At 44.8% G+C, this 26,720-nt stretch carries 22 protein-coding genes and 2 pseudogenes; 9 read left to right on the forward strand and 15 right to left on the reverse strand.

What is annotated here, in order from left to right; all coding sequences use genetic code 11:
• The first annotated feature begins 84 nt into the window (after window positions 1–84).
• Window positions 85–522, forward strand: a complete 438-nt coding sequence (locus ACVLR6_RS07570; RefSeq protein ID WP_005178205.1) for a hypothetical protein — start codon at window positions 85–87, stop codon at window positions 520–522.
• Window positions 523–718: 196 nt separating this feature from the next.
• Window positions 719–1,228, forward strand: a complete 510-nt coding sequence (locus ACVLR6_RS07575) for a pyridoxamine 5'-phosphate oxidase family protein (protein ID WP_455994845.1) — start codon at window positions 719–721, stop codon at window positions 1,226–1,228.
• Here ACVLR6_RS07575 and ACVLR6_RS07580 read toward each other — a convergent pair.
• From ACVLR6_RS07580 to ACVLR6_RS07605, 6 genes are all read right to left on the reverse strand, one after another.
• Window positions 1,225–1,815 (reverse strand): uracil-DNA glycosylase family protein, encoded by a 591-nt coding sequence (locus ACVLR6_RS07580; RefSeq protein ID WP_171065083.1) that lies wholly within the window; start codon window positions 1,813–1,815, stop codon window positions 1,225–1,227. The two genes, ACVLR6_RS07575 and ACVLR6_RS07580, sit on opposite strands and share 4 nt — an antisense overlap.
• A gap of 15 nt (window positions 1,816–1,830) precedes the next feature.
• Entirely contained in the window at window positions 1,831–2,559 is a 729-nt protein-coding gene (locus tag ACVLR6_RS07585) for an SGNH/GDSL hydrolase family protein (protein ID WP_455994848.1), read from the reverse strand.
• A 167-nt stretch (window positions 2,560–2,726) separates the two neighbouring features.
• Window positions 2,727–3,470, reverse strand: a complete 744-nt coding sequence (locus tag ACVLR6_RS07590; RefSeq protein WP_455994851.1) for an SDR family oxidoreductase — start codon at window positions 3,468–3,470, stop codon at window positions 2,727–2,729.
• Between the two features lie 15 nt (window positions 3,471–3,485).
• On the reverse strand, window positions 3,486–4,184 hold the full coding sequence (locus ACVLR6_RS07595; protein ID WP_005178214.1) for a histidine phosphatase family protein: 699 nt from the start codon (window positions 4,182–4,184) through the stop codon (window positions 3,486–3,488).
• Window positions 4,181–5,302, reverse strand: a complete 1,122-nt coding sequence (locus ACVLR6_RS07600; RefSeq protein ID WP_168397691.1) for a phosphotransferase family protein — start codon at window positions 5,300–5,302, stop codon at window positions 4,181–4,183. The genes ACVLR6_RS07595 and ACVLR6_RS07600 overlap by 4 nt, the downstream gene beginning before the upstream one ends.
• Window positions 5,303–5,393: 91 nt before the next feature.
• Window positions 5,394–6,635, reverse strand: coding sequence for an acyl-CoA dehydrogenase family protein (locus tag ACVLR6_RS07605; RefSeq protein WP_180006469.1), 1,242 nt, complete (start codon window positions 6,633–6,635; stop codon window positions 5,394–5,396).
• A 94-nt stretch (window positions 6,636–6,729) separates the two neighbouring features.
• On the opposite strand from ACVLR6_RS07605, the gene ACVLR6_RS07610 reads away from it, so the two are divergent.
• Together ACVLR6_RS07610 and ACVLR6_RS07615 are read left to right on the forward strand one after the other, a co-directional pair.
• Entirely contained in the window at window positions 6,730–7,647 is a 918-nt protein-coding gene (locus tag ACVLR6_RS07610; protein WP_075174663.1) for a LysR family transcriptional regulator, read from the forward strand.
• Window positions 7,648–7,934: 287 nt separating this feature from the next.
• Complete coding sequence (locus ACVLR6_RS07615; protein WP_005178218.1) at window positions 7,935–8,492, forward strand: thermonuclease family protein; 558 nt, start codon at window positions 7,935–7,937, stop codon at window positions 8,490–8,492.
• Window positions 8,493–8,532: 40 nt separating this feature from the next.
• Here ACVLR6_RS07615 and ACVLR6_RS07620 read toward each other — a convergent pair whose 3' ends face one another.
• From ACVLR6_RS07620 to ACVLR6_RS07630, 3 genes are all read right to left on the reverse strand, one after another.
• Window positions 8,533–8,640 carry a hypothetical protein gene (locus ACVLR6_RS07620; protein WP_005178219.1) on the reverse strand — a complete coding sequence of 36 codons (108 nt, stop codon included), beginning with the start codon at window positions 8,638–8,640 and terminating at the stop codon, window positions 8,533–8,535.
• A 63-nt stretch (window positions 8,641–8,703) separates the two neighbouring features.
• Window positions 8,704–9,708, reverse strand: a complete 1,005-nt coding sequence (gene cydB / locus ACVLR6_RS07625; RefSeq protein ID WP_455994856.1) for a cytochrome d ubiquinol oxidase subunit II — start codon at window positions 9,706–9,708, stop codon at window positions 8,704–8,706.
• Window positions 9,705–11,150 carry a cytochrome ubiquinol oxidase subunit I gene (locus tag ACVLR6_RS07630; protein ID WP_455996167.1) on the reverse strand — a complete coding sequence of 482 codons (1,446 nt, stop codon included), beginning with the start codon at window positions 11,148–11,150 and terminating at the stop codon, window positions 9,705–9,707. Before ACVLR6_RS07630 ends, cydB begins: the two co-directional genes overlap by 4 nt.
• 417 nt (window positions 11,151–11,567) lie before the next feature.
• Between ACVLR6_RS07630 and ACVLR6_RS07635 the strand changes: the two genes are divergently transcribed.
• Together ACVLR6_RS07635 and ACVLR6_RS07640 are read left to right on the forward strand one after the other, a co-directional pair.
• Window positions 11,568–12,011: a MarR family winged helix-turn-helix transcriptional regulator gene (locus ACVLR6_RS07635; protein WP_455994859.1), complete on the forward strand. Its 444-nt coding sequence runs from the start codon at window positions 11,568–11,570 to the stop codon at window positions 12,009–12,011.
• Complete coding sequence (locus tag ACVLR6_RS07640; RefSeq protein ID WP_455994862.1) at window positions 12,008–13,216, forward strand: MFS transporter; 1,209 nt, start codon at window positions 12,008–12,010, stop codon at window positions 13,214–13,216. The genes ACVLR6_RS07635 and ACVLR6_RS07640 overlap by 4 nt, the downstream gene beginning before the upstream one ends.
• 14 nt (window positions 13,217–13,230) lie before the next feature.
• Here the strand turns inward: ACVLR6_RS07640 and ACVLR6_RS07645 are convergent, their stop codons facing one another.
• Window positions 13,231–14,211, reverse strand: coding sequence for a GlxA family transcriptional regulator (locus ACVLR6_RS07645; RefSeq protein WP_455994865.1), 981 nt, complete (start codon window positions 14,209–14,211; stop codon window positions 13,231–13,233).
• 114 nt (window positions 14,212–14,325) lie between these two features.
• Between ACVLR6_RS07645 and ACVLR6_RS07650 the strand changes: the two genes are divergently transcribed.
• On the forward strand, window positions 14,326–16,113 hold the full coding sequence (locus tag ACVLR6_RS07650; protein ID WP_104471391.1) for an acyl-CoA dehydrogenase: 1,788 nt from the start codon (window positions 14,326–14,328) through the stop codon (window positions 16,111–16,113).
• Between the two features lie 106 nt (window positions 16,114–16,219).
• Here the strand turns inward: ACVLR6_RS07650 and ACVLR6_RS07655 are convergent, their stop codons facing one another.
• Window positions 16,220–16,711, reverse strand: a complete 492-nt coding sequence (locus ACVLR6_RS07655) for a hypothetical protein (protein ID WP_104471392.1) — start codon at window positions 16,709–16,711, stop codon at window positions 16,220–16,222.
• 1,588 nt (window positions 16,712–18,299) lie between these two features.
• On the opposite strand from ACVLR6_RS07655, the pseudogene ACVLR6_RS07660 reads away from it, so the two are divergent.
• Window positions 18,300–19,605: pseudogene (locus tag ACVLR6_RS07660) on the forward strand (IS4 family transposase).
• Between the two features lie 658 nt (window positions 19,606–20,263).
• Here ACVLR6_RS07660 and ACVLR6_RS07665 read toward each other — a convergent pair.
• The 4 genes and pseudogenes from ACVLR6_RS07665 to ACVLR6_RS07680 all read right to left on the reverse strand — a co-directional run bounded on the left by ACVLR6_RS07665 (window position 20,264) and on the right by ACVLR6_RS07680 (window position 26,257).
• A pseudogene (locus ACVLR6_RS07665) lies at window positions 20,264–22,625 on the reverse strand (TonB-dependent receptor).
• A 222-nt stretch (window positions 22,626–22,847) separates the two neighbouring features.
• Entirely contained in the window at window positions 22,848–23,300 is a 453-nt protein-coding gene (locus tag ACVLR6_RS07670) for a DUF2147 domain-containing protein (RefSeq protein ID WP_455994868.1), read from the reverse strand.
• A gap of 419 nt (window positions 23,301–23,719) precedes the next feature.
• Window positions 23,720–25,114: a class II fumarate hydratase gene (gene fumC / locus ACVLR6_RS07675; RefSeq protein WP_168414703.1), complete on the reverse strand. Its 1,395-nt coding sequence runs from the start codon at window positions 25,112–25,114 to the stop codon at window positions 23,720–23,722.
• 135 nt (window positions 25,115–25,249) lie between these two features.
• A complete protein-coding gene (locus tag ACVLR6_RS07680; protein WP_104484100.1) occupies window positions 25,250–26,257 on the reverse strand; it encodes an SDR family NAD(P)-dependent oxidoreductase in 1,008 nt (335 codons plus the stop codon).
• A 71-nt stretch (window positions 26,258–26,328) separates the two neighbouring features.
• Between ACVLR6_RS07680 and tusD the strand changes: the two genes are divergently transcribed.
• The gene (gene tusD, locus ACVLR6_RS07685; protein ID WP_005178259.1) at window positions 26,329–26,697 is read left to right on the forward strand and encodes a sulfurtransferase complex subunit TusD; all 369 of its coding nucleotides are present in this window, start codon (window positions 26,329–26,331) and stop codon (window positions 26,695–26,697) included.
• Window positions 26,698–26,720: the final 23 nt, after the last annotated feature.

Raw genomic sequence — 26,720 nt, forward strand, 5'->3', positions numbered from 1 at the left:
GTATTTATCGCCAGAAGGTTTTACTCTCCTGCTACATTACTTTAAAATTCACGCTTTATTTTTCTTCTTTTTAGATCTCTCCCCATGCAATTTTTTGATTTAAGCCGTCAATTTAAATTAAGTGATATTCTCAGCCCGACTAAAACCCTGAATGAATTGGGCCAGCAAGAGTGGTTTCTGGCCAAAGTGCGGGTCGAACATGATTGCCTGTCCGACTCGGAGCAGCTTGAAGGTCAGGTAGTGTTGCAATCGAATGAGAATATTCAGCTGGAACTGGAATGGCTGATTCAGGACACCGGTTTTGAATTGCAGGTGTTGTTTAAGGGTGTAGAAACTGCGGCTGAACAGGAAACCTTGGTGATGGTCAAAGGTGCACAACTGGTGGATGATGCACAGCAACCGCTCTCAGCCCAAGCCCTCAGCTTATGGATTGATGGCACTTTATTACCGATGTTGCCGCAAATCCGCAAGGAAATTAAAGCCCGCCTGAATTTATGGGATTATGTGGAATACGGAGCTTAAGTCCTTTTATTCTGCTTTTACTGCTGAAACATGAAAAAAGAGCGAAGTTTTTCGCTCTTTTCTGAGCTGTGCTCGTCAGATTTCCTCTCGTTCTATTTTTAAATCCAATTTATGATGAATATGCAGTTGCGCTTTCACGCATAACAATAGTTCTGGTCTTTATTATGCTGGTTTTAACTATAAAATGAGTATAAAAATGAACAAGAATATGGATGCTCAAACCTGGGGGCAAATACGACAAGTGGTTGCGCAGGCGCAGCGCGCCAGTATGCACTGCTCCATCGCCAGTGTGAGTCCAGAAGGTCTCCCGAATATCACCCCGATTGGAACCTTATTTTTAAACGACAGCTCTCCCACCGGTTTCTTTTTTGATACCTACTCTGCCACGCTGCAACAGCATCTCAAACATAATGCGCAGGCCTGTATTCAGGCCGTAAACAGTAGCCGCGCGTTCTGGCTAAAATCAATGATGTCAGGTCAATTTCGTACTTATCCGGGTGTGCGTTTATATGCTGAAATTGGTGAGTTACGCCCGGCCACTGCCGAGGAAATGCATCAGGTGCGCCGTAGAATTGCGCCGTTAAAATGGACACGCGGCAGCAAGCTGATCTGGTCGGATTTCACCCAGGTCCGGGAGGTGCATATTCATGCATTTAGATGGGTAGAATATCCATCAATGATGCCAAAGACATCCTCTCTTTTTTAAAGCAGGCCGACATCCTTAAACAGACCGCAATAAAGTTCAGCCTTTTTCTCCACCGCTAAGGGATAGGCGCGAGATGAAGATGGCATACGGTATAAATGCAGCTCTCGACCAGCAAAGATCGCCTGTGAAGATTGGCCAATTACCGGTTTCGGCGTGCCTTCCGGCATTGATTCCATCAAGGTATCAGTGGCTTTATCACCCGTGGTCATAATGTACTGGCACAGCGGCATTTGCTGGAGCAGCCGATTTAAATCGGTCGGGGTGTGAATATGCAGAAATTTATCTGAAGCATTGCCCTTTAAACGGCTGATCCGGTAGGCGGTATCAAACAGCGCAATACCGGTATCTTTTAAAAAGTTTTGAATCAGTTCGAGCTGAAAGTTTTTATTCGGCAGGTCTAAAAAATAGTTTTTATCCTGAAAAAAGCAGATACCAAAAATCCGCCACATATCATTCTGATAATTCGGATAATAAAATTCCATTTTCCAGCGGTTTTTGGGCGGTGGAAAACTGCCCATCATCAGTAATTTGGCATTGGAGGGTAAAAAAGGCTCAAAGGGATGGGTTTCAATTTCAAGATCATCAATCATAAGGCGACAAACTCAATTCACTTTATTCATCTTAAGCCGTTGTTTAATTTTGAGTGTTACTTCTTTGCCCCATATTTGATAAATTTCTTTACTCGGATGAAAGCCATCTTCGGCCATTTCCAGTTGCATCTGCTGATATTGCGCAATGTCATATTCAATCCAGTCCATGTTTGGCTGTTTTTGAATAAATTTATGCAGTTCACGGTTCATCTGCTTGGCATATTGGCCAAACAGCCATGCCAGCGGATTCGGTAAAGCCGGGAAAAGCTGCATCGGTGGTACACCTGCTGCAAGGATGAGCTGTGGCTGGAATTTAGCTGCAATCAGCTGATACAACTGCGCCTGTTTTTGAATCCAGATATCGGCTGGTATCAATTTGGTGATATCATTCACCCCGACCGAGGTGACCACTACATCAAATTTTTCAGTGTCCAGCTGCTGAACGCTTTGAATGACCTGCCCCGTGGTATTGCCTGTTTTGGCATGCAGTTTCCAGCTGACCTGAAATTCGGAAGTGAGTCCGGCCAGAATCGCGCCGAGCAAGGCATCTTCCTGATGGCTAACGCCAACGCCGGCAGCGGCTGAATCACCCAGAATCAAAATGGATAAGGCCTGTCCCTGACCCCTCGAGCCTTCACGTTCCCCTTCTGGCTCTGCCAGTCTTAAGGTATTTTTCTTGACCCGGCGGCCTTGAATAATCAGGGCGGGAATTAAACCCAAGGTTGCAAGCTTCAGAAACATCGCGTTGTCGATCATCTTCAAAAAAATCGGGCCTATTTTAACCAAAATAAGCCCTCTATTTTTATCTTTCTATGAAATATTTTTAAATTTTCAAATATTTAAAACAAACATTTAAAATAAAAAGTGAAAAGCGCCAAATGGAACTTTTCACTTGATATTAATATGAATTAACCGAGTTTATTGACCAGTTTTAACGGCAAGACTTTCATGGCCAAGCCCAGCGGTAACCATGGCCATTTCGGCACATAGGCTTTTACCGGTGCTTTTTCAATTTCTGCGGCCAGTAAACGTGAACCGGTTTGCTCATCCACTTCAAATGGTAATTTTTTCGCGCCTTCGTTAATTTCGGTACGGATATAGCCCGGGAAAATGGTGGTGACTTTAATTGGCGTATCAATCAGCTCGGCACGGATGCCTTCGGCCAGATGCGCAACGCCGGCTTTACTGGCACCATACGCCGTCAGATGTTTTGGCATACCACGCATTGCACTCATGGAAGAAATCATCACCAGATGGCCAGAGTTTTGGGCACGGAAAATTTCTACCGCAGCTTCACATTGCGCCAGCGCTGAAATAAAGTTGGTTTCAACTGTAGCGCGGTTAATCGCAAAGTTGCCTTTGCCGATCCGGCGGCCTTCACCAACCCCGGCATTGACAATAATCCGGTCAATTGTGCCGAGCTCTTTTTTAAAGGCACGAAACACCTCAAATACCTGATCATAATTGGTCACATCTAAGGTTTTTGCGGCCACGCTCACGCCGTACTTGCTTTCCAGTTCCTGTTTTAAGCTTTCCAGACGTTCCATACGACGCGCACAAATGGCCAGGTTATAGCCTTTTTGTGCAAATTCGCGGGCCATACCGGCACCAATGCCGGAACTTGCGCCGGTAATTAAAATTGTTTTGGTCATCTGTCTATTCCTTGATTAAATCCAGGTTAATAATTCTGGATGTTGTGCTTTTATAAAATGATGTTCATTCAGACTTAACAGTTGTGGCTCATTACCAACCAGACGCAAAGTGGTCATGCTGGTATTGGCGATGGCCCAGTTCAGTGCAAAAGTCCGGTTAGGATTCAGTTCCAGAATTTTTCCAGCAGCAACCGAAATGACGCCGCCCGAAGTAAACACAATCGCGTAACGCGGTTTGGTTTGGGCCAGTTCATCACACAGGTTTTGCAAGGCGGTTTCGACTCGAGCCTTGAAATGCGGCCAGGATTCTTCATATTCATGGTGATATTCACCGCCAGTCCAGCGTTCAATGGCACCTTCAAAAATTTTTGCCAGATACGCCCGCGGATTAAGCTCTTTGGCTACATCGGCCTTTAATAAATGCGGTTCATTAAAACGCGGTTCGTATTGGGCAAACACCTGCTGATGGTTAAACTCGTTCCAGTCCGGATTGGTGACCAGATGAGCTTCAGGGAAACATTCGGCCAGAGCGATCTGTGCAGTCTGCTGATGGCGCTGCATGGAACCAGCCACCACATAGGGTTCTTCTTTTAAGATGTTGTCAAAATACTGCCCCAGCAGTTTGGCCTGCAATTCCCCATTCGGCGAAAGCTGGTCATAGCTTTCTGCACCAAAAGAAGCCTGGCCATGACGGATTAAATAAATGGTCGTCATTTCGGCAGCAGCTCCTTAAATTTGGCCATATATTTTTGTGCCAGCTCATTGGCTTCAATTTTTTGCAGCCCAATCAGTTTTAAGGCGCGGATATGCAAGGCATGAATCACAATCCAGAAATCTTTAAAGGCCGGATTATTGGTCTGTTTATGATAATAACGGTAGTAAATCTGCTGGGCGATCACTGCCAGACGGAAAATCCCGAACACTTCATAGAAGGTCCAGTTTTCCGGTTGCAGGCCGGTTTTTTCCAGATAGTAATCGACCACCTGTTTACGGGTGAACATGCCTTTTAAATGGGTCGGCTGACGGCGGGTGGCTTTAAAAATCTGGTTATCGGTTTCTTCTACCCAGTAGGCCAAAGCGGAACCAAGATCCATCAGCGGATCGCCCAGAGTTGCCATTTCCCAGTCCAGCACGCCAATCACTTCGGTTGGATGCTGCGGATTTAAAATCACATTATCAAAACGCCAGTCATTGTGAATAATGCAGGTGGTGGAATCTGCCGGAATATTCTCGTGCAGCCATTTACGTACATATTTAAATGACGGCACATTCAGGGTTTTGGCTTTTTCATAACGGCTGTCCCAGCCTTCCACCTGACGACGGCAATAGCCCTCACCTTTACCGAGTTTTTCCAGTTCAGTGCCCTGATACGGCACCTGATGCAGCTCGATTAATTTATCAATCACATTAATGCACAGTTCCTGAACCTGGTTTTCATCAAAGTTCAGTTCTGGCGACAGTTTGGCCCGCGGGATAATGCCTTCCACGCGCTGCATGATATAAAAATCACAGCCAATCACAGATTCATCCTGACACAGCGCCACCATCTGCGGTAATACCGGATAATACGGTGCCAGATTTTTTTGTACATGATATTCACGCGCCATGTCATGCGCAGATTTGGCTTTGGTGCCTTTGGGTGGGCGACGTAAAATTAAATCGGCATTACGATAGTTCAGACGATAGGTCCAGTTAGAGGCACCACCTGAATATTGGGTCACTTCCACGGGTTCCTGAACATCAACCCCTTGTGCCTTTAACCATTGGCTTACCGCCTGAATATCCAGTTCCTCGCCTTCACGAACCTGACCGCCAACATCAATCACTGACATGTTATTTTCCTGATTTTTCACTTTTTTAGGTCTTGCTCTATTAGAGCATTTTCAGCTGTAAAGACCCACACTGTTTCTGGTGTTTTGCCACTTATTTTTTACGACGGGTACTGTAGCCACGTTTGGCCAGTTCCAGTTTGGCAATCATGCCTTTATGCACTTCATCCGGGCCATCGGCCAAACGTAAGGCACGTGCCTGGGCAAAGAAACCGGTCAATGGCGTATCGCGGGACAGCCCAGCACCGCCGTGGATTTGCATGGCCATATCCACCACTTTTTCCAGCACGCTTGGCGCCACTACTTTAATGGCAGAAATTTCTGTTAAGGCGGCCATATTGCCTAAAGTATCCATTTTATAGGCGGCATAGAGTGTTAACAGGCGTGCCTGATCAATTGCTACACGCGCTTCAGCCACACGCTCCAGGTTGCCACCCAGTTTCAGGATTTCCTTACCAAAGGCAGTCCGGTTCATGCCGCGGTCAATCATCAGTTCCAGTGATTTTTCTGCCGCACCGATACAGCGCATACAGTGATGAATCCGGCCGGGTCCTAAACGGCCCTGGGCAATTTCAAAACCTTGGCCGGCACCGCCAATAAAATTGGCCACTGGCACGCGGACATTGTCAAAGCTGACTTCACCATGCCCATGCGGCGCATCGTAATCGCCGAACACCGGTAACATACGTTCAATTTTCACCCCTGCAGTATCGACCGGGACCAGCACCATTGAATGTTGATGATGACGGTCTTTGCTTTCGTCCGGGGTATGCGCCATAAAAATAATGATTTTGGCATTCGGATCGCCCAGACCCGATGACCACCATTTACGCCCGTTCAGGACAATCTCATTACCATCTACCACCGCCGTGGCCTGCATATTGGTCGCATCAGAAGAGGCGACTGCCGGTTCAGTCATACAAAACACCGAGCGGATTTTGCCTTCAAGCAGCGGCATCAGCCATTGCTGTTTTTGCTGTTCTGAACCATAACGCCATAACACTTCCATGTTGCCGCTATCTGGCGCGTTACAGTTAAATACGGTCGGGGCAATCAGGCTACGGCCAGACAGTTCGGCAATATGTGCATATTCCTGCACTGACAGGCCCTGTCCTAATTCAGGACAAGGTAAAAACATATTCCACAGTCCGGCGGCTCTGGCCTTGGCTTTTAAACTTTCTAATTGCGCCGGCCACTGCCATTGCGTCCAGTCACCGCCCTGATTCAGTTCATGCACCTGCTGCCAAAAGTCGGCCTCAATTGGTTCAATTTCTGTTTGAATAAACTGTTGGGTTCTTTCGAGATAATCCTGTGCGCGTGCTGACAATTCAAACATGACTGTAGCTTCCTCAATCTGTTGTTATATTGGCTTTACAACACCTTAACCTAAAAATTATTATGCATGAAATGATTTTATTGAATTAAATACTATGCACAATATTCATAATAATAGCCCAATGGATCTGGGTGCTTTTCATCGTATTGATATTAATTTATACCCGCTGTTTATTGCGATTTTTGAACAAAAAAATATTTCCAAAGCGGCGCAGCTCTTATGTATCAGCCAGTCGGCGACCAGTCACGCTTTACAACGGCTTAGGTTACAGTTACAGGATGATCTGTTTATTCGCACCGGCCATCAGATGTTACCAACGCCGTTTGCCGAGCAGATTTATCCGACTATTAAAACTGCGCTGCTGTCTATTCAGCATATTGCCCGGCAAAAACAGCAGTTTGAACCGGCGATGGTACATACCCTGAAAATTGCCATACATGATGAAATTGAACCGATTATTTTTCCCAAACTGGTGCAGCATTTTCAGCAGCTGAATCTGGAGATTCAGTTTTTAAGCAGCAAGCTGGACCGTAAAACCATGATCAATGATCTGGCGACCCAGCAAATTGATTTTGTGATTGATCTGGAACACAAGCTGGGCGATAAAATCCAGTTTCAGGCGCTGGTACAAGACCGCTTCGTGGTTTGTAGCCAGCGTTCATCCATAGATAAAGAATTATATTTGTCTGCGCCGCATATTGGTGTTTCTTCACGCCGTAGTGGCTTGCTGCTGGAAGATATTTATTTAAAGCGCAATCAGCTGTCGCGAACCCTGTTATTACGCTGTCAGCATTATTCCACTGCCCTGCAAATTCTGGCGCAGCATGACACGGCGATGCTGACCATTCCGGAAAGTATTTTGCGGCATTTACATATTGACCCGAAGCTACATATTTTTGAATCGCCTGTAGACCTGCCGCAAATTGATTTGGGGATGTTCTGGTATAAGGAGATGCAAGAGAATGCACGTCATGCATTTTTAAGAGCGGAAATTTCTAAAATTTTTGCTTAGGCTATTTCAGTAGATTAATCTTAATTATGCTTAGGCTATTTTAAATGAGGTCAGAAAATTTACTTAGGCTATTTAGATCACTCAAATTCAAGGCGCTTTATCTTCATTAAATTTCAAACATCGCTCAAGCCCTTGCCAGATCAGGCGTTGCAGCGTAGCTGATTTGTTAAAAACTAGCTAATTGGCGATTTAATCGACCGGCGAATTGCGCCATTTCTTTTACACTAGCACTTTTATTTTTCACGGTTTACAGCTGGCTGGTCTGTTCAGCTGAATTGAAAGCGTCTATGTTGACTGAACTCTCCCCTTTCTGGCTGCTGGCATTGGCCGCTGGATGCTGTCTTGTTGCGTTTATGCTGTTGGGTAAGATTTCCCGCTTTGTGCAGCAACTGTTTCGACCTTTTAAAAAAGGCAAAACCTATTGGGCGCGGGTCACTGCGGTCAGCGATGGCGATACCCTCACCCTATACCGTTTTAATTTAAGACGTTCAGAAACCCGCATCCGCTTTGCCTATATTGATGCGCCAGAATCGAGCCAAAGTTATGGTCCGGAAACCCGGCGTCTGGTCAAAACTATGCTGCACCAGAAGGTGGTGCGAGTCAAAATTACCGATATTGATCGCTATGGCCGCCATGTCGGGGTGATTTATCGCTACCGTAAAAATGTCAATGAAGAACTGGTCAAACGTGGCGCCGCCTGGGTCTATGAAGATTATATTCGTGATCGCAAGCAGCTGGCGCATATGCGTGCCTTACAGACTCAGGCCAGAGCACGGAAAAAAGGCCTCTGGAAAAGTAGCCGCCCGGTGCGGCCAAGTGTCTATCGCAAACAGAACCGTAAATAAAATGCTCAGGTGGATTTTTAAAGTCCGAAGATGATTCAGCTTAATAAGCCCATTGCACCAGCAAACGAAAAGCCCCGGCAATCAGCGCCAAAGCCACAAAGCCGGCCAGCCAGAGACCAATAAACCACAGCAGCTGTGTACGTTTCATTGCGGCTCCGTGATGACTAAGGGAATAACTGACCTATAATGATGTGCTTCATGTCGATTTTCTTTAATGATAGCCATCATCCCCCACCCGGACTTTATGGCGAAAAATCCAATAGGACATCGCGCTATAACCTAGAATAATCGGAATTAAAATCAGCGCGCCAATGAGAGTAAAACGCTGACTGCTTTCCGGTGCAGCAGCCTGCCAGAAGCTGACCGAGGGCGGAATAATATAAGGCCATAAACTGATTAAAAAGCCGCTATAGGCCAGAAATACCAAGGCCAGCGTATACAAAAACGGCCGAAACTGTTGCCGCTGCCGGCAGGCTTTTAAAGCTAGATAAGTAAAGGTCAGTACCAGTATTGGCACCGGAGAGAAATACAGTAACTGCGGCAGATTAAACCAGCGCTCGGCAATGTGCGGCTGAGTTATCGGGGTATAAATACTGACTGCCGCTAAAACAATCAATAGGCCGATCAGCATCTTCGGCATTAAATGGTACATGCGCTGCTGTAGCGCCTGATCAGTTTTAAAAATGAGCCAGCCACAGCCTAAAGTGGCGTACAGCATTACCACGCCAGCACCGGTAAACAGGCTAAACGGCGTTAACCAGTCCAGACCATGGCCCGTATATATGCCCTGATCGGTACGAATACCCTGAATATAAGCGCCTAGAATTACGCCTTGCAAAAAGCTGCTAAAAACAGAGCCGCCAATAAAGGCTTTATCCCACCAATGTTTGCTGCTGTTGGCCTTAAAACGAAACTCAAAGGCAACACCGCGAAAAATTAAGGCAATCACCATTAAAACAACCGGTAAATACAGGGCCGAAAGCACCGTGGCATAGGCCAAGGGAAAAGCAGCAAACAGGCTGGCGCCTCCCAGTACCATCCAGGTTTCATTGCCATCCCAAATTGGCGCGACGGTATTCATCATCACATCCCGCTCTGCCTGCTCGGGAAAAAATGGAAATAAAACCCCGATGCCCAAATCAAAGCCATCTAACACCACATACATCAGCACCGCGAAGGCAATAATTCCAATCCACAGCAAAGATAAATCCATCATGGCTCCTGCTCCTGTTTGGGACGCTCGACGGGCGGGTTGATCTGCTTGGTGACACTGCTTAATGGCCGTCTGGAGGCTTGAGTAAGCTCAGCATCAGAGGCTGATGATGGCGCTGAATGAATCAGTTCCGGCCCTTTGTGCATCAGTCTGAGCATGTAATAAATGCCCATCCCAAACACCACAAAATACACCAGTACAAAAATCATCAAACTCAGGCCAACCTGCTCTGCAGATACTGGCGATAAGGCATCTTCGGTACGTAACACCCCATAGACCACCCACGGCTGGCGGCCGACTTCTGTGGTAAACCAGCCGGCCAATAAGGCAATAAAACCAGAGGGCCCCATCCACAGGGCAAAACGCTGAAAACGACGATGTTCATATAAACGCTGTCGTTTACGTAGCCACAGTCCCCATAGCGCCAGAATCAGCATCAGCACGCCTAAGCCGACCATAATCCGGAAACTCCAGAACACAATGGTCGAATTGGGCCGATCTTCCGGGGCAAATTCTTTTAAACCGGTCACGGTGCCATCTAGCGAATGGGTCAGAATTACGCTGCCCAAGTTGGGAATCGCCAGCACATATTTGGTTTCTTCGGCCTGCATATCTGGAATACCAAACAGATACAGCGGCATGCCTTTCTCATGATTGGTATTCCAATGCCCTTCCATCGCTGCCAGTTTGGCTGGTTGATGTTGCAGGGTATTCAAGCCATGTAAATCGCCCACCAGCACCTGTAAGGGAGTTAAGATCAGCATCAGCCACAGGGCCATCGAAAACGAGGTTTTTACCAGTGCATCCCGACGGCCTTTAAGTAAATGCCAGGCAGCCGTGGCAGCCACCAGCAAAGCAGAGACCAAAAAGGCGGCAATAGCCATATGCGCCAGCCGATACAGGAATGACGGATTAAAGACAATGGCCCACCAGTCCTGTGGCACCAGAATGCCATTTTCGATGCTGAAACCTTGCGGAGTTTGCATCCAGCTATTGGCTGATAAAATCCAGAACATGGAAATACAGGCGCCAATTGCGACCATTAAAGTCGAGAAAAAATGTGCTTTAGGTCCCACCCGTCCCCAACCAAACAGCATGATGCCGAGAAAACCCGCTTCCAAAAAGAAAGCGGTGAGCACTTCATAGGCCAATAATGGTCCGGTGACACTGCCGGCGATACGGGAAAATTCACTCCAGTTGGTGCCAAACTGATAGCTCATGACAATGCCAGAAACCACCCCCATGGCAAAGGCGACCGCAAAAATCTTGACCCAGAATTTAAACAGGTCCTGATAAATCGGATTACGACTGCGTAACCAGCGCCATTCCAGAATCGCCAGAAAACTGGCCAGACCAATGGAAATGGCCGGAAAAATGATATGAAATGAAACTGTAAAAGCAAACTGAATCCGGGCCAGTTCCAGCGCGGTAAAACCGAGGGTCATCATGCCACCTTTCAAAAGGTCGAGCTGCGCTCAGGGTGTAGAGTTTTAAATATAGCGTTTTGAATTTTTCTCATCGCGCTTCAGCATAGGACGAAGTTGTATAGGCCTTGTGTAGGCTTTTGATCAAGAATCTTTAAGCGAGTAATTTCTGCAACTGATGAGTTTTTTTGGAAGATAGAAGCGCTGATTTTTTATTCTTGAGGTTTATCAGCTGGATAGACAGGACTGGATGAGAGGAATTTTTGTAGTTCAGTTGATTGACCTTAACGCTGCTTAACAAATCTATAGCAATACACGTTGCCCCCTCATCTTTTATCATCTGTTTTTTTGAATCCTTCGCTGGCTTCCCTACTTGAAAAAATTCCGAACAGGCGTACATTGACTTTGTTTTAGTTACCCTGGTTAACTATTTTTTTTATGCCAAGCTCTCCCTTAAAATTTCGTACCGCCTTATTACGCTGCGCACGTCTGTTCAGCGATGAAGTTAATACTCTGTTATTGCCGCATCAGCTTAATTATTCCTTGTGGCAGGTGTTATATGTCATTCATTTAAAACAGCAATGTACCCAGGTTGATATTGCCGCCTATTTAAAGGTGTCCAAACCGAGCATCACCAAACGTATTCGGGTGTTGCTGGACTTGGGTTTAATCCATCAGCTTGAAAGTAGCGATAAACGGCAGAAATGCCTGACTTTTAGCTCTCACGGGCAGGAACTTTTCAAGCATTGTTCAAGCCAGATTTATCAGTTTGAACAGCAGCTGCTGCAGTCTTTTGCAGTTGCGGACATCGCCCATACCCGCGAGATCCTTAATCAGCTGAGTGAACAGTTACAACCGACCCTACAAGGTGAAGACAAATGAGTTCAGCACAAGCACCGCTATGGACCAGAAACTTTATCCTGGTCGGCCTGATCAATTTTCAACTGGTACTGATTTTTTATCTATTGGTGATTGTGATTGTCGGTTATGCCGTGGCGGAATTAAATGCCAGCATTGCCGAAGCCGGTTTAATTTCAGGACTGTTTATTGTCGGCACCTTATTTGGTCGTCTGCTGATAGGCAAATGCCTACAGCGTTTCGGTTATCGTAGCACCCTGCTTTTTGGGCTGACCGGTTTCTTGCTGCTTTCCTTAGGCTATTTTATAGAGATGGGGGTGACTGCCCTGCTCGGCATCCGTTTTATTCATGGCTTTATGATGGGAGTCGCCTCTACCGTACTCGGCACAGTCATCGCACAAACTCTGCCGCCCACCCGCCGTGGTGAAGGTATTGGCTATTACAGCATGAGCAGCACCCTGGGTACGGCGATTGGTCCTTTTGTTGCGATCTGGATGATGCTGCACACCAGTTATCAGACAATTTTTAGCTTATCCAGTGCCTTAGCGCTGGGCTGTCTGGTGGTGGCCTGTTTTATCCGGATGCCGAACCTGGCACAGCCTAAACCTGCAGCCACCGCGACAGCAGGCAAAGGTTTTGGCTTCTGGACCCAATATCTGGAAAAGAATGCACTGCCGATTTCCCTGATTATGCTGTTTGCTTCCATCTGTTATTCCGGCGTGCTGTCGTTTATTAACTTTTACGCCAAAGAAATTGATCTGGTCGAAGCCGCGTCCTTATTCTTTTTGATGTATGCCATCGCCATTTTGTTTTCGCGTCCGTTTACCGGGCGGCTTATGGATCGTAAAGGTGAAAATATCATTATGTATCCCGCCTTTATTGTAATGGCGATTGCCCTGTTTCTGCTGAGTCAGGCGCATAACTCCAGTATGCTGCTGCTTTGTGCTGGCTTGCTTGGTCTGGGCTATGGCAATATTCAATCGGTCTGTCAGACTATTGCGGTCAAAAGTACCTCACTGGAACGTATGGGACTGGCGACTTCGACCTATTTTATCTGTCTGGATGCCGGGCTGGGCTTCGGGCCGTATTTGATCGGAATCGCGCTGAAATCGGTTAGTTATGCGCAGATGTATTTCTATAGTGCCATCGCCGCGCTGCTGTGTTTAGGCCTGTATTATCTGCTGCATGGTTGTCATGCTCAGCAGGTGCAGCCACAGTTATCACGCTAACGAAAGCAACACGCTTAAAACCGCCGGCCAAAGCGCTGGCGGTATTCCATTGGGGTTAGGCCGGTTTTCTTGCGAAATAAACGCCGGAATGAACTCGGATCTTCATAGCCCACCATTTGCATAATCCGGTCAATCGGCTGCTCGGTTTCTTCCAGCCGTTTTTGCGCAGCTTCAATACGAATAGCCTGCACATACTGATTCGGCGCCACATCTAACACTGCTTTAAAACGGCGAATGAGCGTGCGCGGGCTGATATTAAAGCGCGCCGCCACATCTTCCATATTCAAGTTTTCACTAAAATGCTGCTCCAGCCAATGCTGGATTTCTTTTACCAAACCATCCTGATGTGGCTTGCTCATACGCATCAAGGAATAGGACAACTGGTTGTCACGGCGAAAATCCAGCACAAAGGATTTGGCCGTCTGAATGGCAATTTCAAAGCCATAAAAGCGTTCAATTAAATGCAGGCCCAAATCGAACCAAGCCAACCCGCCACCGGCACAATAGACATGATCGGACTGGGTAATCAGGCGATCCGCCTGTAAATGGACTTCTGGATAGCGCTGCTGGAACAGATCTTTAAAACCCCAATGCGTGGTGGCGCTGCGGCCCTTTAAAATTCCGGCTTCTGCCAGAAAAAAATTCCCGGTACAGTTTCCGGCAATCAGGCATTGGGCTTGATCGGCCTGTTGCAGAACATTCATGAGAGACTGATTTTTTTCCAGAATCTGCTCGATGGAACCGGCCAAAGTCGGAATCACCAGCAAATCGGCCTGCTGGATTTCACTATAGGCCAGATGCGCCTCAATGCGTAAACCATTACTGCATTGCACCGTTTTTCCCTGTGGCGAGGCAATCTGCACCTGAAACAAACGCTGGATGTCCTGTTTCTGAATCCGGTTCCAGCTAATGCCGGCCAGACTGAATAAATCGGCCACACCGGTTATGGCCGAAGCCAGTGCACCATCATAGGCCAGAATAAAAACCCGCTTCATGCTTTCTTCCCAAATGTCGTTTTTAGCTCCTTGAGTGTCATTATTGACAATTTATCTGCCAATACAAGTCTTGTTAAGCTAAGAACAATCAATAAAAACAGGTAACGGCATCCCATGACCGCACTCATTAATCAAAAAGATCTGGATTTTTTACTCTATCAGGTATTTTCAGCCGAACAGCTGACCCAGCTGGAACGTTATCAGGAACATGACAAAGCCACCTTCGACAGCATTTTAGATACGGCGTGCGGCATTGCAGCAGACTATTTTGCTCCACACAATGCCAAAGGTGATGCGCAAGAACCGCATTTTGATGGTACACAGGTACATACCATTGCCGAAGTGAAACAGGCCTGGCAACAGTTTGCCCAGGCCGGTCTGTTATGTGCCCAGCATGATTATGATCAGGGCGGTATGCAGCTTCCCACACTGATTAATATGGCTGCCAATGCCTATTTTATGTCGGCCAATCCTGCCACCGTGGCTTATTCGTTTTTAACCGCCGCCGCAGCGAATCTGATTCAGGCCTTCGGTACCGAGCAGCAGAAACAGACCTTTGTCCCGTCGATGTTCAATGGCCGCTTTTCCGGCACCATGGCCATGACCGAGCCGAATGTCGGTTCCTCTCTGGGTGATCTGACCACCAAAGCCATTCCACAAGCTGATGGCAGCTACAAAATTAAAGGCCAGAAAATGTTTATTTCTGGGGGTGATCAGGACATTACTGAAAATATTGTGCATCTGGTGCTGGCGCGGATTCAGGATGCGCCACAAGGTGTCAAAGGCATTTCCCTGTTTATTGTGCCGAAATTCCTGACCAATGAAGATGGCACGCTGGGTGAACGCAATGATGTCAAACTGGCTGGCCTGTTACATAAAATGGGCTATCGCGGGACAACATCGACTGTGCTGAATTTTGGTGAAAATAACCAATGCTTAGGCTATTTGATTGGTGAAGCTGGTCAGGGCCTGAAATATATGTTCAAAATGATGAACGAGGCGCGTGTCGGTGTTGGGCTGGGTGCCGCGATGATCGGTTATCGCGGTTATTTGGAATCGCTGGAATATGCCAGAAACCGTCCGCAAGGCCGACTGGCCAGTGAAAAAAATAGCGACAGCAAACCGGTCAATATTATTGAACATAGCGATGTGAAACGGATGTTGTTAGCGCAAAAGGCCTATGTAGAAGGAGCTTTGGCATTGTGCCTGTTTGCCGCGCGACTGATTGATGAACATCAGGCCGGTGGCTCGGAAGATAGCGCCATTCTGCTCGACCTGATCACGCCTGTGGTCAAATCCTTCCCGTCTGCCTATGGTCCGAAAGCCAATGATCTGGCAATTCAGGTACTTGGCGGTGCCGGCTATACCCGTGATTATCCGGTAGAACAGTATTATCGGGATAATCGCTTAAATCCGATTCATGAAGGCACTTTTGGTATTCAGTCACTGGATTTACTCGGGCGTAAATTATGGCAGCACAATGGCAAAGGCTTAAATCTGCTGATGCAACGCATCAACACCACGCTGGAACAGATTCAGCATCCGGCCATTCTGGATCTGTCTAGCAAATTCTGCAAACATCTGGCTACGGTACAAAGCACCACACAAAAACTGGGACAGGCGCTTATGCAAGGTCAAACCAATGAGGCTTTGGCCAATTCTGCCCTGTATTTAGATATGATGGCTAAAGTGATTATTTCCTGGTTATGGCTGGATATGGCCAACAAGGCGCAACAGCAGTTTGGCCAGTCTGAGTTGGCAGAAGATCAGCAATTTTTAGCAGGCAAGTTGCAAGCGGCGCGCTATTTCATTCGCTGGGAATTACCGGAAATTGAACATCAGGCCAAATTACTGAGTGAATTTGATGATACCTGCCTGTCGATGCACAGTGACTGGTTTTAAAACCGGATGATGGAAAGCAGGTTTTAAATATCTACCTTCTAAAGAAAATCCCCATGTAGTTTATTACATGGGGATTTTTTATATACTTCTAGAATGCAGATGCCGTTTAGAATTGTGCATTCAAGACATTGGCCGCCACTTTACCCTGCCACAATTCACGTAGGGTCGGTAAATAGAATTTTTCACCCAGCTCGACCAGTTCTGCATCAATTTGCGCATGAACTTCATGCATAAACAGATAGTCCAGCTCTACCGTCGCCAATTGGCTTTGTGATTTTTTATAGTCCTGACGTTTTTGCTGTGCTTGCTTCACCAAACGGTCTGCAAAAGCGCGATCTTTATATTTCGCAATAGCATTTAAACGCAGCTCAATCAGGCCCCAACCACTGAGCAGCAATTTAAACAATTCCAGATCTGCCGTGGTTGATTCCCAGGTCATGTCTTCCAGGTTTTCATTTTCAGGCAGCACCGGCAGCAGCAACTCCATCACACTTGGGAAAATTTTCTTAAAATTTAAAATAAATTTAACAGGATGCTCACCCGGATAATCGGTAAATTGCACCTTTTTCTGAACATCCGTTAAATAGATATCAAGCATTGAAAATTTTCCTAGATAGATTGCTGTTTTACAAAGCTTTATTTCTTAGCTTGTAAAACTGTAATAAAAAACGAATCGCATTTTAGCAATTATGACATCTTATTCAATGTTATTTAAGCCATGCGTCTACATGAGGACGGCTTTAGCTCTAAAATTCTTCAATCTGGAAAGATGACTTTAAACGGTTCGAAGGCTTTTAACTTTTTAAAAACTTTGATTCGGGGCTAGTAGATGGTTCTTTTCTTTATTGGGTTCTTGAGTTTGAATCTTATATTAATCAACATCTAGTTAGTAGTTAGTAGTTCAATAAGCACGAACACTCCATATTAAAATGACACACTGTTTGCCTTCAATGCACTCTCATCTATTATGCTGAGATATCTCAGACTTAAAAAATAACGATGCTTTTTCTTATTGCGATCCTATTTTTAGTTTTTATTCTCTATTACTACAGGCTTGATCAGGCCAGCTCGATGAGCAGCGAGTTTGTATTCTACCTTTGCCTTTCATTAATCATCCTCTGCATCGTGAACGCCTGGCGTGTGTTGACTTAAGCATCGAGTAAGCATCAAAAAAACCTTCTCATCTCCCAGCGATCACAACACTGCGTATAGCGTGACCCTCTAGTTATACCTATATTTTTTCCTTTCACAAGCGGTTCATAGTACAGGTATATCATCACGGGATTAAAAAAATTAATGTGAGATGTATCGTGAAATACGGAATTTTAATTGTTCTACTGTTAAGCTGTGTAGTCAGCAGTGGCCTGAGTTTCTGGGTTGGATTCAAGGCAGATGATTCATTATTATTGATCATTGGCGGACTGCTCATTTTTGCATCAATCTTGATTGCCCTTGAAATTAAAAAAGTCAAAAAAGATCCGTTCTAAGCCAAGCCGGCAATTTTTCTATGCTCTATGGATGCGGGTATAGCGCCTATTCACGCTCTTTTAGACAATCCTGACAGCGCCGAATTTCTTCATCATCACCCGTGTATTCGACTTCAGTTGCGCCATGAAAGCTAAACAGACAAAGAAGGAACTGGATCATAATATTCTGCTCTTAATAATCTGCCTCCTGTTCTGGAGGACGGCGTTGGGAGAAAATCAAAAGTTAGCCCTGATACAAATTTTATATAAATAGAAATTTTACAAGTTGTCATAATATGACATTCATAAAAATTAACATTCATTTAAATTATCTCATTTCGATAATCTAAATAAAAAATTACCCACTAAACCCAGAAGTCCTGAATAACGACTTTGTGGATGCTTTCATCGAAATCCAGATTAGACAGACTTAAGTTTTTGTTCTTCATATTGATATAACAATAACTTGCTGCAAGTCCTACGCCAATCAAAGCTAATAGTTTCATTGCTCACCTCACCTATTGGAAGATCTGGATTTAAACTATCATTCAAATTTGTAGCTTTCACATTCAATTTTGATCATTTTTTTGTACAGATTGTAATTTCCGGAGCAATGTATAAAGCCATAAAAAAGCCCACCAGTGGGTTAATGCCAGTCAGTTAAGCAAATATTAGAAAAATGTAGTAAAAATGAGTGTATGTAAATACGCTCATTTTTTTATGTCTTTATCTGAACATTTAGAATCCACTCTTGAACATGCTCTCCCATCACTTAGCCATTTTTGTGAACTTATTGACTTAAATTGGATTGAAACATCTCTGCATCAAACAGGTAAGGCATCGATCAGAAGGAGAAAATTACCTGCTGAGCACGTGGTTTGGCTTGTTCTTGGGCTTGCCTTGTTTCGCAATCAACCCATCAGCTATGTGGTAGAACAATTAAAACTCGTGTTTGGTACAACAGGATTATTGTGTTCCTAGTGCAGCTGTCCAAGCTCGACAACGTTTAGGTCGAGAACCCTTAGCTGCCTTATTCTCCTTAATCAGCCAAGCATGGTTTGATGAATCACAACAACAATATTCAACCTTTCAAGGTCTTAGTGTATGTGCTGTTGACGGGGTGGTTTGGTCTATGCCACTGACCAAGGAGAATTTTAATCATTTTGGCTCATCTAAAGGTAAAACTGCTGTAGCACCTTACCCACAAGTTAGAGCCACGAGTCTAGTGAATACCAATACTCATGAAATCATAGATGCCCAAATAGGCAGTATGGATCAAGGTGAACTCACATTAGCAAATCAATTATCTCCTCCAGCACAAAGTATTACTTTGTTTGATCGAGCTTATTTCTCTGCTGATTTTTTAATAGGCTGGCAAACACGTGGAGAATCAAGCCATTGGCTTATGCGAGCTAAAGATAATTTACGTTATGACATAATTAAACGGAATTCCCCACATGATTTTCATATCAGGATGCCAATATCAGCAAGAGCCAAAAAACTTAATCCAGCATTAGGAGATTACTGGGAAGCACGTTTAATTGAAGTTGAGCAGGCAGGAAAAATCCGCCGTTATATCACTTCATTATTAGATTCAAAGACATATCCAGCTCGAACTTTAGCAAAGTTATATGTTCAACGTTGGGAAATTGAAATGTGTTACCGAGAAATTAAAAGCAATTTACAGGAAGGTAAGCACTTAAGGAGCAAACAGCCAGACTTAATTTATCAAGAATTATGGGGTGTCTTGATTGCTTATAATGTTCTAAGAAGACAAATGAAATATATGGCTCAACGTGCCAAAGTAAGCCCGTTGAGGATCAGTTTTCATATTGCATCTATTGCCCTTCTTAATTTACTCAGATTCGACTCTTTGGCTTCTGCAGGTAATCTACCCAAACATCTGGAAAGTTTAATGGAGAAATCTAATCGGTATGTTATACCTGAGAGAAGGATGAGGAGTTACCCAAGAGTTGTAAAAGGAAAACCTCAAAAATACCCAAGAAAAAGCCAGTCAATCTCTTAACTGACTGGCATTAACCAGTGGGTGAGCTTTTTAGGTCTTGACCAAGAGAAAGAAGCAATAGGGATGAGCGCTGTTAATACTCTTGATCTAAACCATTGCTACACGTTTCATTCTCTTCTTCATCGAGCAGGTAGTCGATTTCAGTCACCTCATGCAGGCCAAATAAAGTGAATAGAAGATGGAGCATAATTTTCTCCTCAAAAAAAATGCCTCCCTAGAGGAGGAGGCAGTAAAAAAAGAAAGAAACTACAGCGATAGATTCTGCTGGAAATTATATATAAATTTATAATTTATATATTTGCATAATATTACATATTTTATGCCAAAAATTAGCCAACCCAGTCTACTTTGAATGAATTATTAATAGAAAATTATTATAATTTTAAGTTGAATTTCAAAGTTAAGAGGACTTCTTATTCGGTGATCAGCAGAATATCTAGAATCCCTTAATTAACGTAAGTAAATGACTGCCCTTTTTGCCTAGATTCACTATTGGAGCCGGTTTTATACCAGCCATAAAAAGGCTCACCTGTTTCCAGATGAGCCTACCGATGTCGAACAGCGAATGCTCAACCTGAATATCTGATGCATCCATCTCAATACATCAAGCAGCCCACCTACCGATGGATCCGAAGAAAATATTCAGATTATCCCACCCTTAAAGATGCATGGTCACACCCAGCTGAAAAGCGCGGCCCGGTAACGGTGCAATATATTTCAGGGGCGAATTATGTGGACGTGCCTCTTCATCCAGCAGGTTTGATCCATTCATAAACACATCAAAACTGGCATTTTTTAAAGTCACTTTTTTACGAATATCCAGATCCATCAGGTTGTATGCCGGCAGTGGCACTTCCTCTGACACATTTTTTCCTAAATATCGCGGTTGATCATAATAAATGCTTGCCAGACGCGCTGACCAATCGGCGCGTGTCCATTCAATGTGGGCACCATAACGCTTGGTCGGCATATTCGGCAAATACACGCCATCATTACTTAAACGCAAACTTTCCGGATTAGTGGCCTTATTTTTAACCAGATCAGCAAAACCACCGACCTGTACTTCACCAAAATGGTCTAAATCAAAAGTGTAGTTCATATCCACCTCAAAACCATTCACTTTAGTATCGGTTTGCTTCCAGTACTTCAGCGGTAAACGGTTTCTCATGGATGAACCGGAATGCGACAAATAAAAATAATCTTCAAAATCCATTTGATATAAAGCTACAGCGATATTCGCAGCATCCCAGTTCACATGCGTGATTAATTCCAGCCCCTGCATTTTTTCTTTGTTCAATGCCTGATTGCCTTCCTCCTGCGTCATAACCGAATAATGCGGATTGCTGGCATACAGCTCATTAATTTCAGGAGCCCATTCTGACTTGGAATATTGCAGCCTAAAGTCCAGATAATCAGTCGCTTTAAAATTCGAACCGACATAAAAACTATTTAGAGCAAAAGATTTATTTTTTTAGGGTGCTATTGGCCGCATTACGCGCCAGTTTAAAACTCTGATCCTGAATCTCATGCTGAACGTTCTCATGACGATAACCGGCATCCACTGAAAACCGCTCCCAATCCAATTTTTCCTGGATAAATACTGCCTGGGTTGTGGTTTTGACATTAGGGAGATAGCGCTGTGTTCCTGAACCCTTAACATCACGTACATTCAAAGCAGTGCCAATTTCACCGCTCAAATTTTTATAAGGCATCTGCTTTAGTACCAGTTCGGCAGCATGGCTATCAAACTGATATTCATTGGCTTTGCTTGCACCAATATATTCACCCGAGCGATTGGATAATTTTGATGCCTGAATTTGGAGATGATCAAGTACAGGCAGTGAGTCTCTGAGTAACGCATCAACCGCAAAACGGTTCTGTTTAATCTGCACCGTAACCGGCAAGCCATCTTCATAAGCGCTCTGGAAAGATTTATTTTCCATTGAGAAACCCGGCACACCATAATCACTGGTTTTATAATCGGCACTAATTCCGATATAGCCATTGTCTAAAAAGTAGGTACTCCCGATTGCCATATTTTCATTTCTGGCATAGCTATTGCCCAGTTTTTTCTGATAATTGGGCGTAACATCCTGATTGGTTCGGCTTTCCACATATTTTGGCGTATTGGGCACATAATCCGGGTTGGGATCATTGATAAATTCCCGGTAGGCGCCATTCACATAGCGGGTTAAAACCGCTTGATCAGTATATTTGGCCGACTCCAAGCCATCATAATAATCATAAAAATGCTGAGGATTCTGGGCGATATCTTCTAAAACATGCTTATTTAAATATTGATGATGTGCCTTATTAAAGACCTGTTCAATTCTGGCATCGCGCTGGCAGGCGCTTGCCAAGGCAGAATCAATCCCGCCTCGCTCAGAGAAAATCGCTGTATCACAGACAGCTGCTTTGCTCTTTCCGGGAATTTTATAAGATGAAATCTGTTGGGTAGAAAACTGGATATTGGTGCTCAGGTTTTCCTGATTATTGACATTAATGCGAATACCATGCCCGCTAAAATCGTTAAAGCCCTTTTTATATACTACATCGACATTGGCACTTTTCTCTTCCAGCGTTTTTGAGATGATGCCCGAATCTATATCCACATAACCACCAATCGCCTGTCCGCCATAACGCACAGTATTGGTCCCTTTATGTACGGTCACGCTTTTAGTAAATAGTGGATCAAATGGAATATTAATATCACCGCTGATAGCATTCATTCCATTGATCGCCTGACCATTCTCCAGAATCCCGACCCGATGACCGCTCAAACTGCGTATCACTGGTGCCCCCGAATTGGGACCGAATGCGCTACTTTGCACGCCAGACATATGTTTAACAGCATCGCCCAAGGTATTGGCTGTTTCAATGCGTTCTTTAAGTGCAATATTCAGATTCTTGTCAGTATCATCCCCCTGAAAAATAAGTGGTTCCAGAATTGTAATCGGCTCTTCAGCCTGTGCCTGTTGCATCGCCAATAAAATTAAAGTCATGAGTGTGCTGTATTTCATGCGAGCCCCTTTTTAAAAAGTGTTATGTTATAACATAACTTTATGTCTATTTAAAAAATTATTCTGGTTTTTCTGGCAGATCGAGAAAATGCAGCAACTCAATTGAGAGGAAGAAAGATGGGGGAATTGAAATATTTTGAATTCTTAGATTCTTAAAAAAAGAAAAAACCATCTAACACGAAGTTAAATGGTTTTTAGAATCAGCTCAACAGCCAAAGCTCATTAGAGCTTTTTCCAGGTCATGGCACTGGTTGTATTGCTCTGTTGCGCTTTACCAAATACTTTCATCTGGTCTTTGCCATCATTCAATTGCGCTTCAATGGTATAGGTACGGCCATCCTGGGTATTCAGCCATTGACCTTTCTTAAACTGCTTATAGTTGCCGGTCATGCCTTTCAGCACTTCCATGCCAAAAATCGGCTGGTTCTTTAAAGCCCCTTCACATTTGCCACAAACGTCCGGATTCACCGCTCCCGCTGTCGGATAATTTTTGCTCACCACGGCGCTATACTGCTGTGTTTTGGAGTTTTTACGAATCACGATTTCCGACACATAATACCCGGTTCGATCATCAATCACTTTCCATGTCCCGATTAAAGGATCAAACGGCATTGCCACTACAGTTTTGGTTAAACCCGCCAATAGAGCCGCAGCCCCCAACAATCTAAAATTCATAAGCAAAAAGAGTTTCAAAAGAGTCAATAAAGAAATGAGATACGCTTCCCAGCGGCCTGCATTATATTCATTTTCCTAAATTAAATCATAATAATTTCATAAATTTTAAATATCTATGTGGTATTTAGAGCCAAGTTTTGCTAGATACTTCACATTTCTTTTCCAGAATTTTACCACTTCTTTTTATTGTCACATTCAGGGCTTATGATGCAGTCAAGGTCATTAAAAACGAGAAGATGGCCTGTAATAACTAAGTAGCGCAAACTAACCCAGCATATAGCAATCCATATGTTGGGTTTTCTTTTATAGGTACTTTGCACTTTCATGCACAGGTTCTGATGGAGAAATAGTTGTAATGAAGCAAGATTTTTTAGCCCACCGGGATGGCTGCTCATATTCCATCCCGGTAGATGCAACACTTATTTCGCATTCGGTGAAACCATATTTTCTGGTCGTACCACGTCATCAAACTGTTCAGCAGTGACCAGATTCAGCTCCACCGCCACCTGTTTTAAGGTTTTCCCTTCTTTATAGGCCGTTTTCGCGACTTTGGCGGCATTTTCATAACCAATTACCGGATTCAGTGCCGTCACCAACATCAACGAGTTATGCAGGAAATGATCAATCTTGTCACGGTTCGGCTCAATTCCGACAGCGCAGTGATCGTTAAAGCTGTTGCAGGCATCTCCCAATAACTGAATCGACTGTAACAGGTTATAGGCAATCACTGGCATAAATACGTTTAGCTCGAAATTCCCTGAAGCCCCAGCCACATTAATTGTCGTATCATTACCCAGCACTTGCGCCACCACCATGGTCATGGCTTCACTCTGGGTCGGATTGACCTTGCCCGGCATAATGCTTGAACCCGGTTCATTTTCCGGAATGCGGATTTCACCAAAACCACAGCGCGGCCCACTGGCCAGCCAGCGTATGTCATTGGCAATTTTATTTAAGCTCACGGCCAGAGTTTTTAAGGCACCGGAAGCAAATACTGCAGCATCACGTCCAGCCAGAGCTTCAAACTTGTTCGGCGCAGTAACGAAAGCCAAACCGGTCAGGCTGGCCAGTTGCTGTGCGGCTTTTTCCGCATAGTCCGGATGGGCATTTAAACCGGTACCGACAGCGGTACCGCCCAACGGCAGTTCATATAAACCGTCCAGGGCCTGATGCAAACGTTTCAAACCATGATCGAGCTGCGAGACATAGCCGCTAAATTCCTGCCCTAGGGTTAAAGGCGTTGCGTCCTGTAAATGGGTACGGCCAATTTTCACAATATCGGCAAAGGCATCGCTTTTGGCCTGCAAGGTATCTCTTAAACGGGTCAGTGCCGGAATCAGCAGTTCATTAATCTGTAAACTGGCAGCGACATGAATCGCGGTTGGAAAAGAATCGTTGGTTGATTGTGCGCGGTTCACATGGTCATTCGGATGAACCGGCTTTTGCGCGCCCAGCGGATTGCCGAGTTTCTGGTTAGCAATATTGGCAATCACTTCATTACAGTTCATATTGCTTTGCGTGCCCGAACCAGTCTGCCATACCACCAGCGGAAACTGGCTATCCCATTTGCCTTCAATCACTTCTTCAGCTGCATCAACAATATAGTGCGACAGTTCTTGAGGAATCTGGTTCAGTTCTGCATTGGTCATGGCCGCGGCTTTTTTCACTAAGCCCATGGCGCGAATCATGGGACGAGGTAAACGTTCCTGCCCGATTTTAAAATTCTGTAAGCTGCGCTGAGTCTGTGCACCCCACATGGCCTCACTCGGGACTTCAACTTCGCCCATGGTGTCGTGTTCGATACGTGTTTGCATACTCAACCTCTATCTATTCTTGCTGTTCTCAATGCTGTTATAACGCTGCCCTGAGGCAGCGGCTATGGCGAATATAGTCATCTTAGGTCAGGCGGATAAAATTATAAATGATAATTATTATCATATTTAGATATATCATTGCCCGCGTAAGGTATGCTGATAAAAGCGCCATTCATCTTCTAGCATCTGCTGAATCGAGCGTTTCGGTTGCCAGCCTAGTACCTCTTTGGCTTTACTAATATCGGCCGCGACCTGATCCAGTTCAGCATAGGGATATACATCAGCATCGACCGTTTTAATTTCGGTACCGGTGACGCTCGAAATTTCATTTAACAGCTGCTGGATGGAAATCGCCTCGCCGGCAATATTAAAGGCTTCACAAACATGCTGTTGCTGGAATAGCCATTGCAGGGTTAAAGACACCGCTTCACAACAATCCAGTACATGCAGGAAACTACGTTCAACAGTCTTGTCTTCAGTTTGGGCCTGTTTACGCAGCTCGATAAATTCGCGTTGCCGCGCCCCGACCTGCATCGCCAGGGGTACAATATTTTTTGGCAGTGGCGGTACCATTTCACCCAGTACCCCATGTTCAAAGGCACCGGCAATATTACCCAAACGCAATAAGGCAATTTTCCATTCATTGTCAGTTTTAAAGGTATCCTGAATAATTTCCTCAGCCATCTGCTGAGATTTGATATACGGATTCGGATAGGCATACTGAAATGGCAGATCTTCTTTCAGTTGCAGGCTAGATTGGCCATACACGGTTAAGCTGGATAAATGCACCAGCACACGTACCCCGGTACGCTGCATGGCACGCAGCAGACTCATAATACAGCTGACATTATCATTATAATATTCAAGCGGTTTCAGGACCGATTCTTCCAGCGATTTAAAGCTGGCCGTATGCACCACTGCATCAACCGAATACTGTTCAAAGACTTTATTTAGGGCCGGGGTGTTACGAATATCAATTTTGGCAAAAGGCACATACATGCCCGAAATATATTCAAGTCGTTCTAAGGTTTGTAAATTGGCATTGGATAAATTGTCGACAATAATGACTTCTTGCCCTTGAGCCATCAGACTTAATGCAATATGCGAGCCTATAAAGCCTAAACCACCAGTCACTAAAATCATTGTATACTACCTTTTTCTTATGAAGTCTGAATGCCCCCTGTGTTGCGGGAACATTTCATTAGTGAATTTTGATGAGTACCTTATTACTAATTACCTCCGCGCCAACCTCAATTCATGCCTGGCATGCGTTGGGTCTGGCTCAAGCCTTGCAGAGCAAGAATGAAGATTTCCGGGTGTTCTTCTATCAGGACGCTGTTATGGTCGCTAACGATTTACAATGGCTACCCGATGATCAGCGACAGTTAAAATCGGAATGGCAAAAACTGTCGATTCGTTTGCCGGTTTGTGTCAGTGCGGCACTGTTACGCGGGATTACCGATCAGGACAATGCCAAACGTCATCAACTTCATCAACACAATTTAGCCGCGGGCTTTGAATTGGTTGGTCTGGGCGAACTTGCCGATGCAGTGCAATCTGCAGATCGCCTTCTTCAATTCTAAGTGGTTCTATTTGAGAATTTGTT

Source organism: Acinetobacter sp. T63 (assembly GCF_053852345.1).

What these genes read in the sequence shown, in the direction of transcription:
- ACVLR6_RS07570 (WP_005178205.1), top strand. Translation starts at nt 85, where the DNA reads ATGCAATTTTTTGATTTAAGCCGTCAATTTAAATTAAGTGATATTCTC.
- ACVLR6_RS07575 (WP_455994845.1), top strand. Translation starts at nt 719, where the DNA reads ATGAACAAGAATATGGATGCTCAAACCTGGGGGCAAATACGACAAGTG.
- ACVLR6_RS07585 (WP_455994848.1), bottom strand. Translation starts at nt 2,559, where the DNA reads ATGTTTCTGAAGCTTGCAACCTTGGGTTTAATTCCCGCCCTGATTATT.
- ACVLR6_RS07590 (WP_455994851.1), bottom strand. Translation starts at nt 3,470, where the DNA reads ATGACCAAAACAATTTTAATTACCGGCGCAAGTTCCGGCATTGGTGCC.
- ACVLR6_RS07595 (WP_005178214.1), bottom strand. Translation starts at nt 4,184, where the DNA reads ATGACGACCATTTATTTAATCCGTCATGGCCAGGCTTCTTTTGGTGCA.
- ACVLR6_RS07600 (WP_168397691.1), bottom strand. Translation starts at nt 5,302, where the DNA reads ATGTCAGTGATTGATGTTGGCGGTCAGGTTCGTGAAGGCGAGGAACTG.
- ACVLR6_RS07605 (WP_180006469.1), bottom strand. Translation starts at nt 6,635, where the DNA reads ATGTTTGAATTGTCAGCACGCGCACAGGATTATCTCGAAAGAACCCAA.
- ACVLR6_RS07610 (WP_075174663.1), top strand. Translation starts at nt 6,730, where the DNA reads ATGCACAATATTCATAATAATAGCCCAATGGATCTGGGTGCTTTTCAT.
- ACVLR6_RS07615 (WP_005178218.1), top strand. Translation starts at nt 7,935, where the DNA reads ATGTTGACTGAACTCTCCCCTTTCTGGCTGCTGGCATTGGCCGCTGGA.
- ACVLR6_RS07620 (WP_005178219.1), bottom strand. Translation starts at nt 8,640, where the DNA reads ATGAAACGTACACAGCTGCTGTGGTTTATTGGTCTCTGGCTGGCCGGC.
- cydB (WP_455994856.1), bottom strand. Translation starts at nt 9,708, where the DNA reads ATGATGGATTTATCTTTGCTGTGGATTGGAATTATTGCCTTCGCGGTG.
- ACVLR6_RS07630 (WP_455996167.1), bottom strand. Translation starts at nt 11,150, where the DNA reads ATGACCCTCGGTTTTACCGCGCTGGAACTGGCCCGGATTCAGTTTGCT.
- ACVLR6_RS07635 (WP_455994859.1), top strand. Translation starts at nt 11,568, where the DNA reads ATGCCAAGCTCTCCCTTAAAATTTCGTACCGCCTTATTACGCTGCGCA.
- ACVLR6_RS07640 (WP_455994862.1), top strand. Translation starts at nt 12,008, where the DNA reads ATGAGTTCAGCACAAGCACCGCTATGGACCAGAAACTTTATCCTGGTC.
- ACVLR6_RS07645 (WP_455994865.1), bottom strand. Translation starts at nt 14,211, where the DNA reads ATGAAGCGGGTTTTTATTCTGGCCTATGATGGTGCACTGGCTTCGGCC.
- ACVLR6_RS07650 (WP_104471391.1), top strand. Translation starts at nt 14,326, where the DNA reads ATGACCGCACTCATTAATCAAAAAGATCTGGATTTTTTACTCTATCAG.
- ACVLR6_RS07655 (WP_104471392.1), bottom strand. Translation starts at nt 16,711, where the DNA reads ATGCTTGATATCTATTTAACGGATGTTCAGAAAAAGGTGCAATTTACC.
- ACVLR6_RS07670 (WP_455994868.1), bottom strand. Translation starts at nt 23,300, where the DNA reads ATGAATTTTAGATTGTTGGGGGCTGCGGCTCTATTGGCGGGTTTAACC.
- fumC (WP_168414703.1), bottom strand. Translation starts at nt 25,114, where the DNA reads ATGCAAACACGTATCGAACACGACACCATGGGCGAAGTTGAAGTCCCG.
- ACVLR6_RS07680 (WP_104484100.1), bottom strand. Translation starts at nt 26,257, where the DNA reads ATGATTTTAGTGACTGGTGGTTTAGGCTTTATAGGCTCGCATATTGCA.
- tusD (WP_005178259.1), top strand. Translation starts at nt 26,329, where the DNA reads ATGAGTACCTTATTACTAATTACCTCCGCGCCAACCTCAATTCATGCC.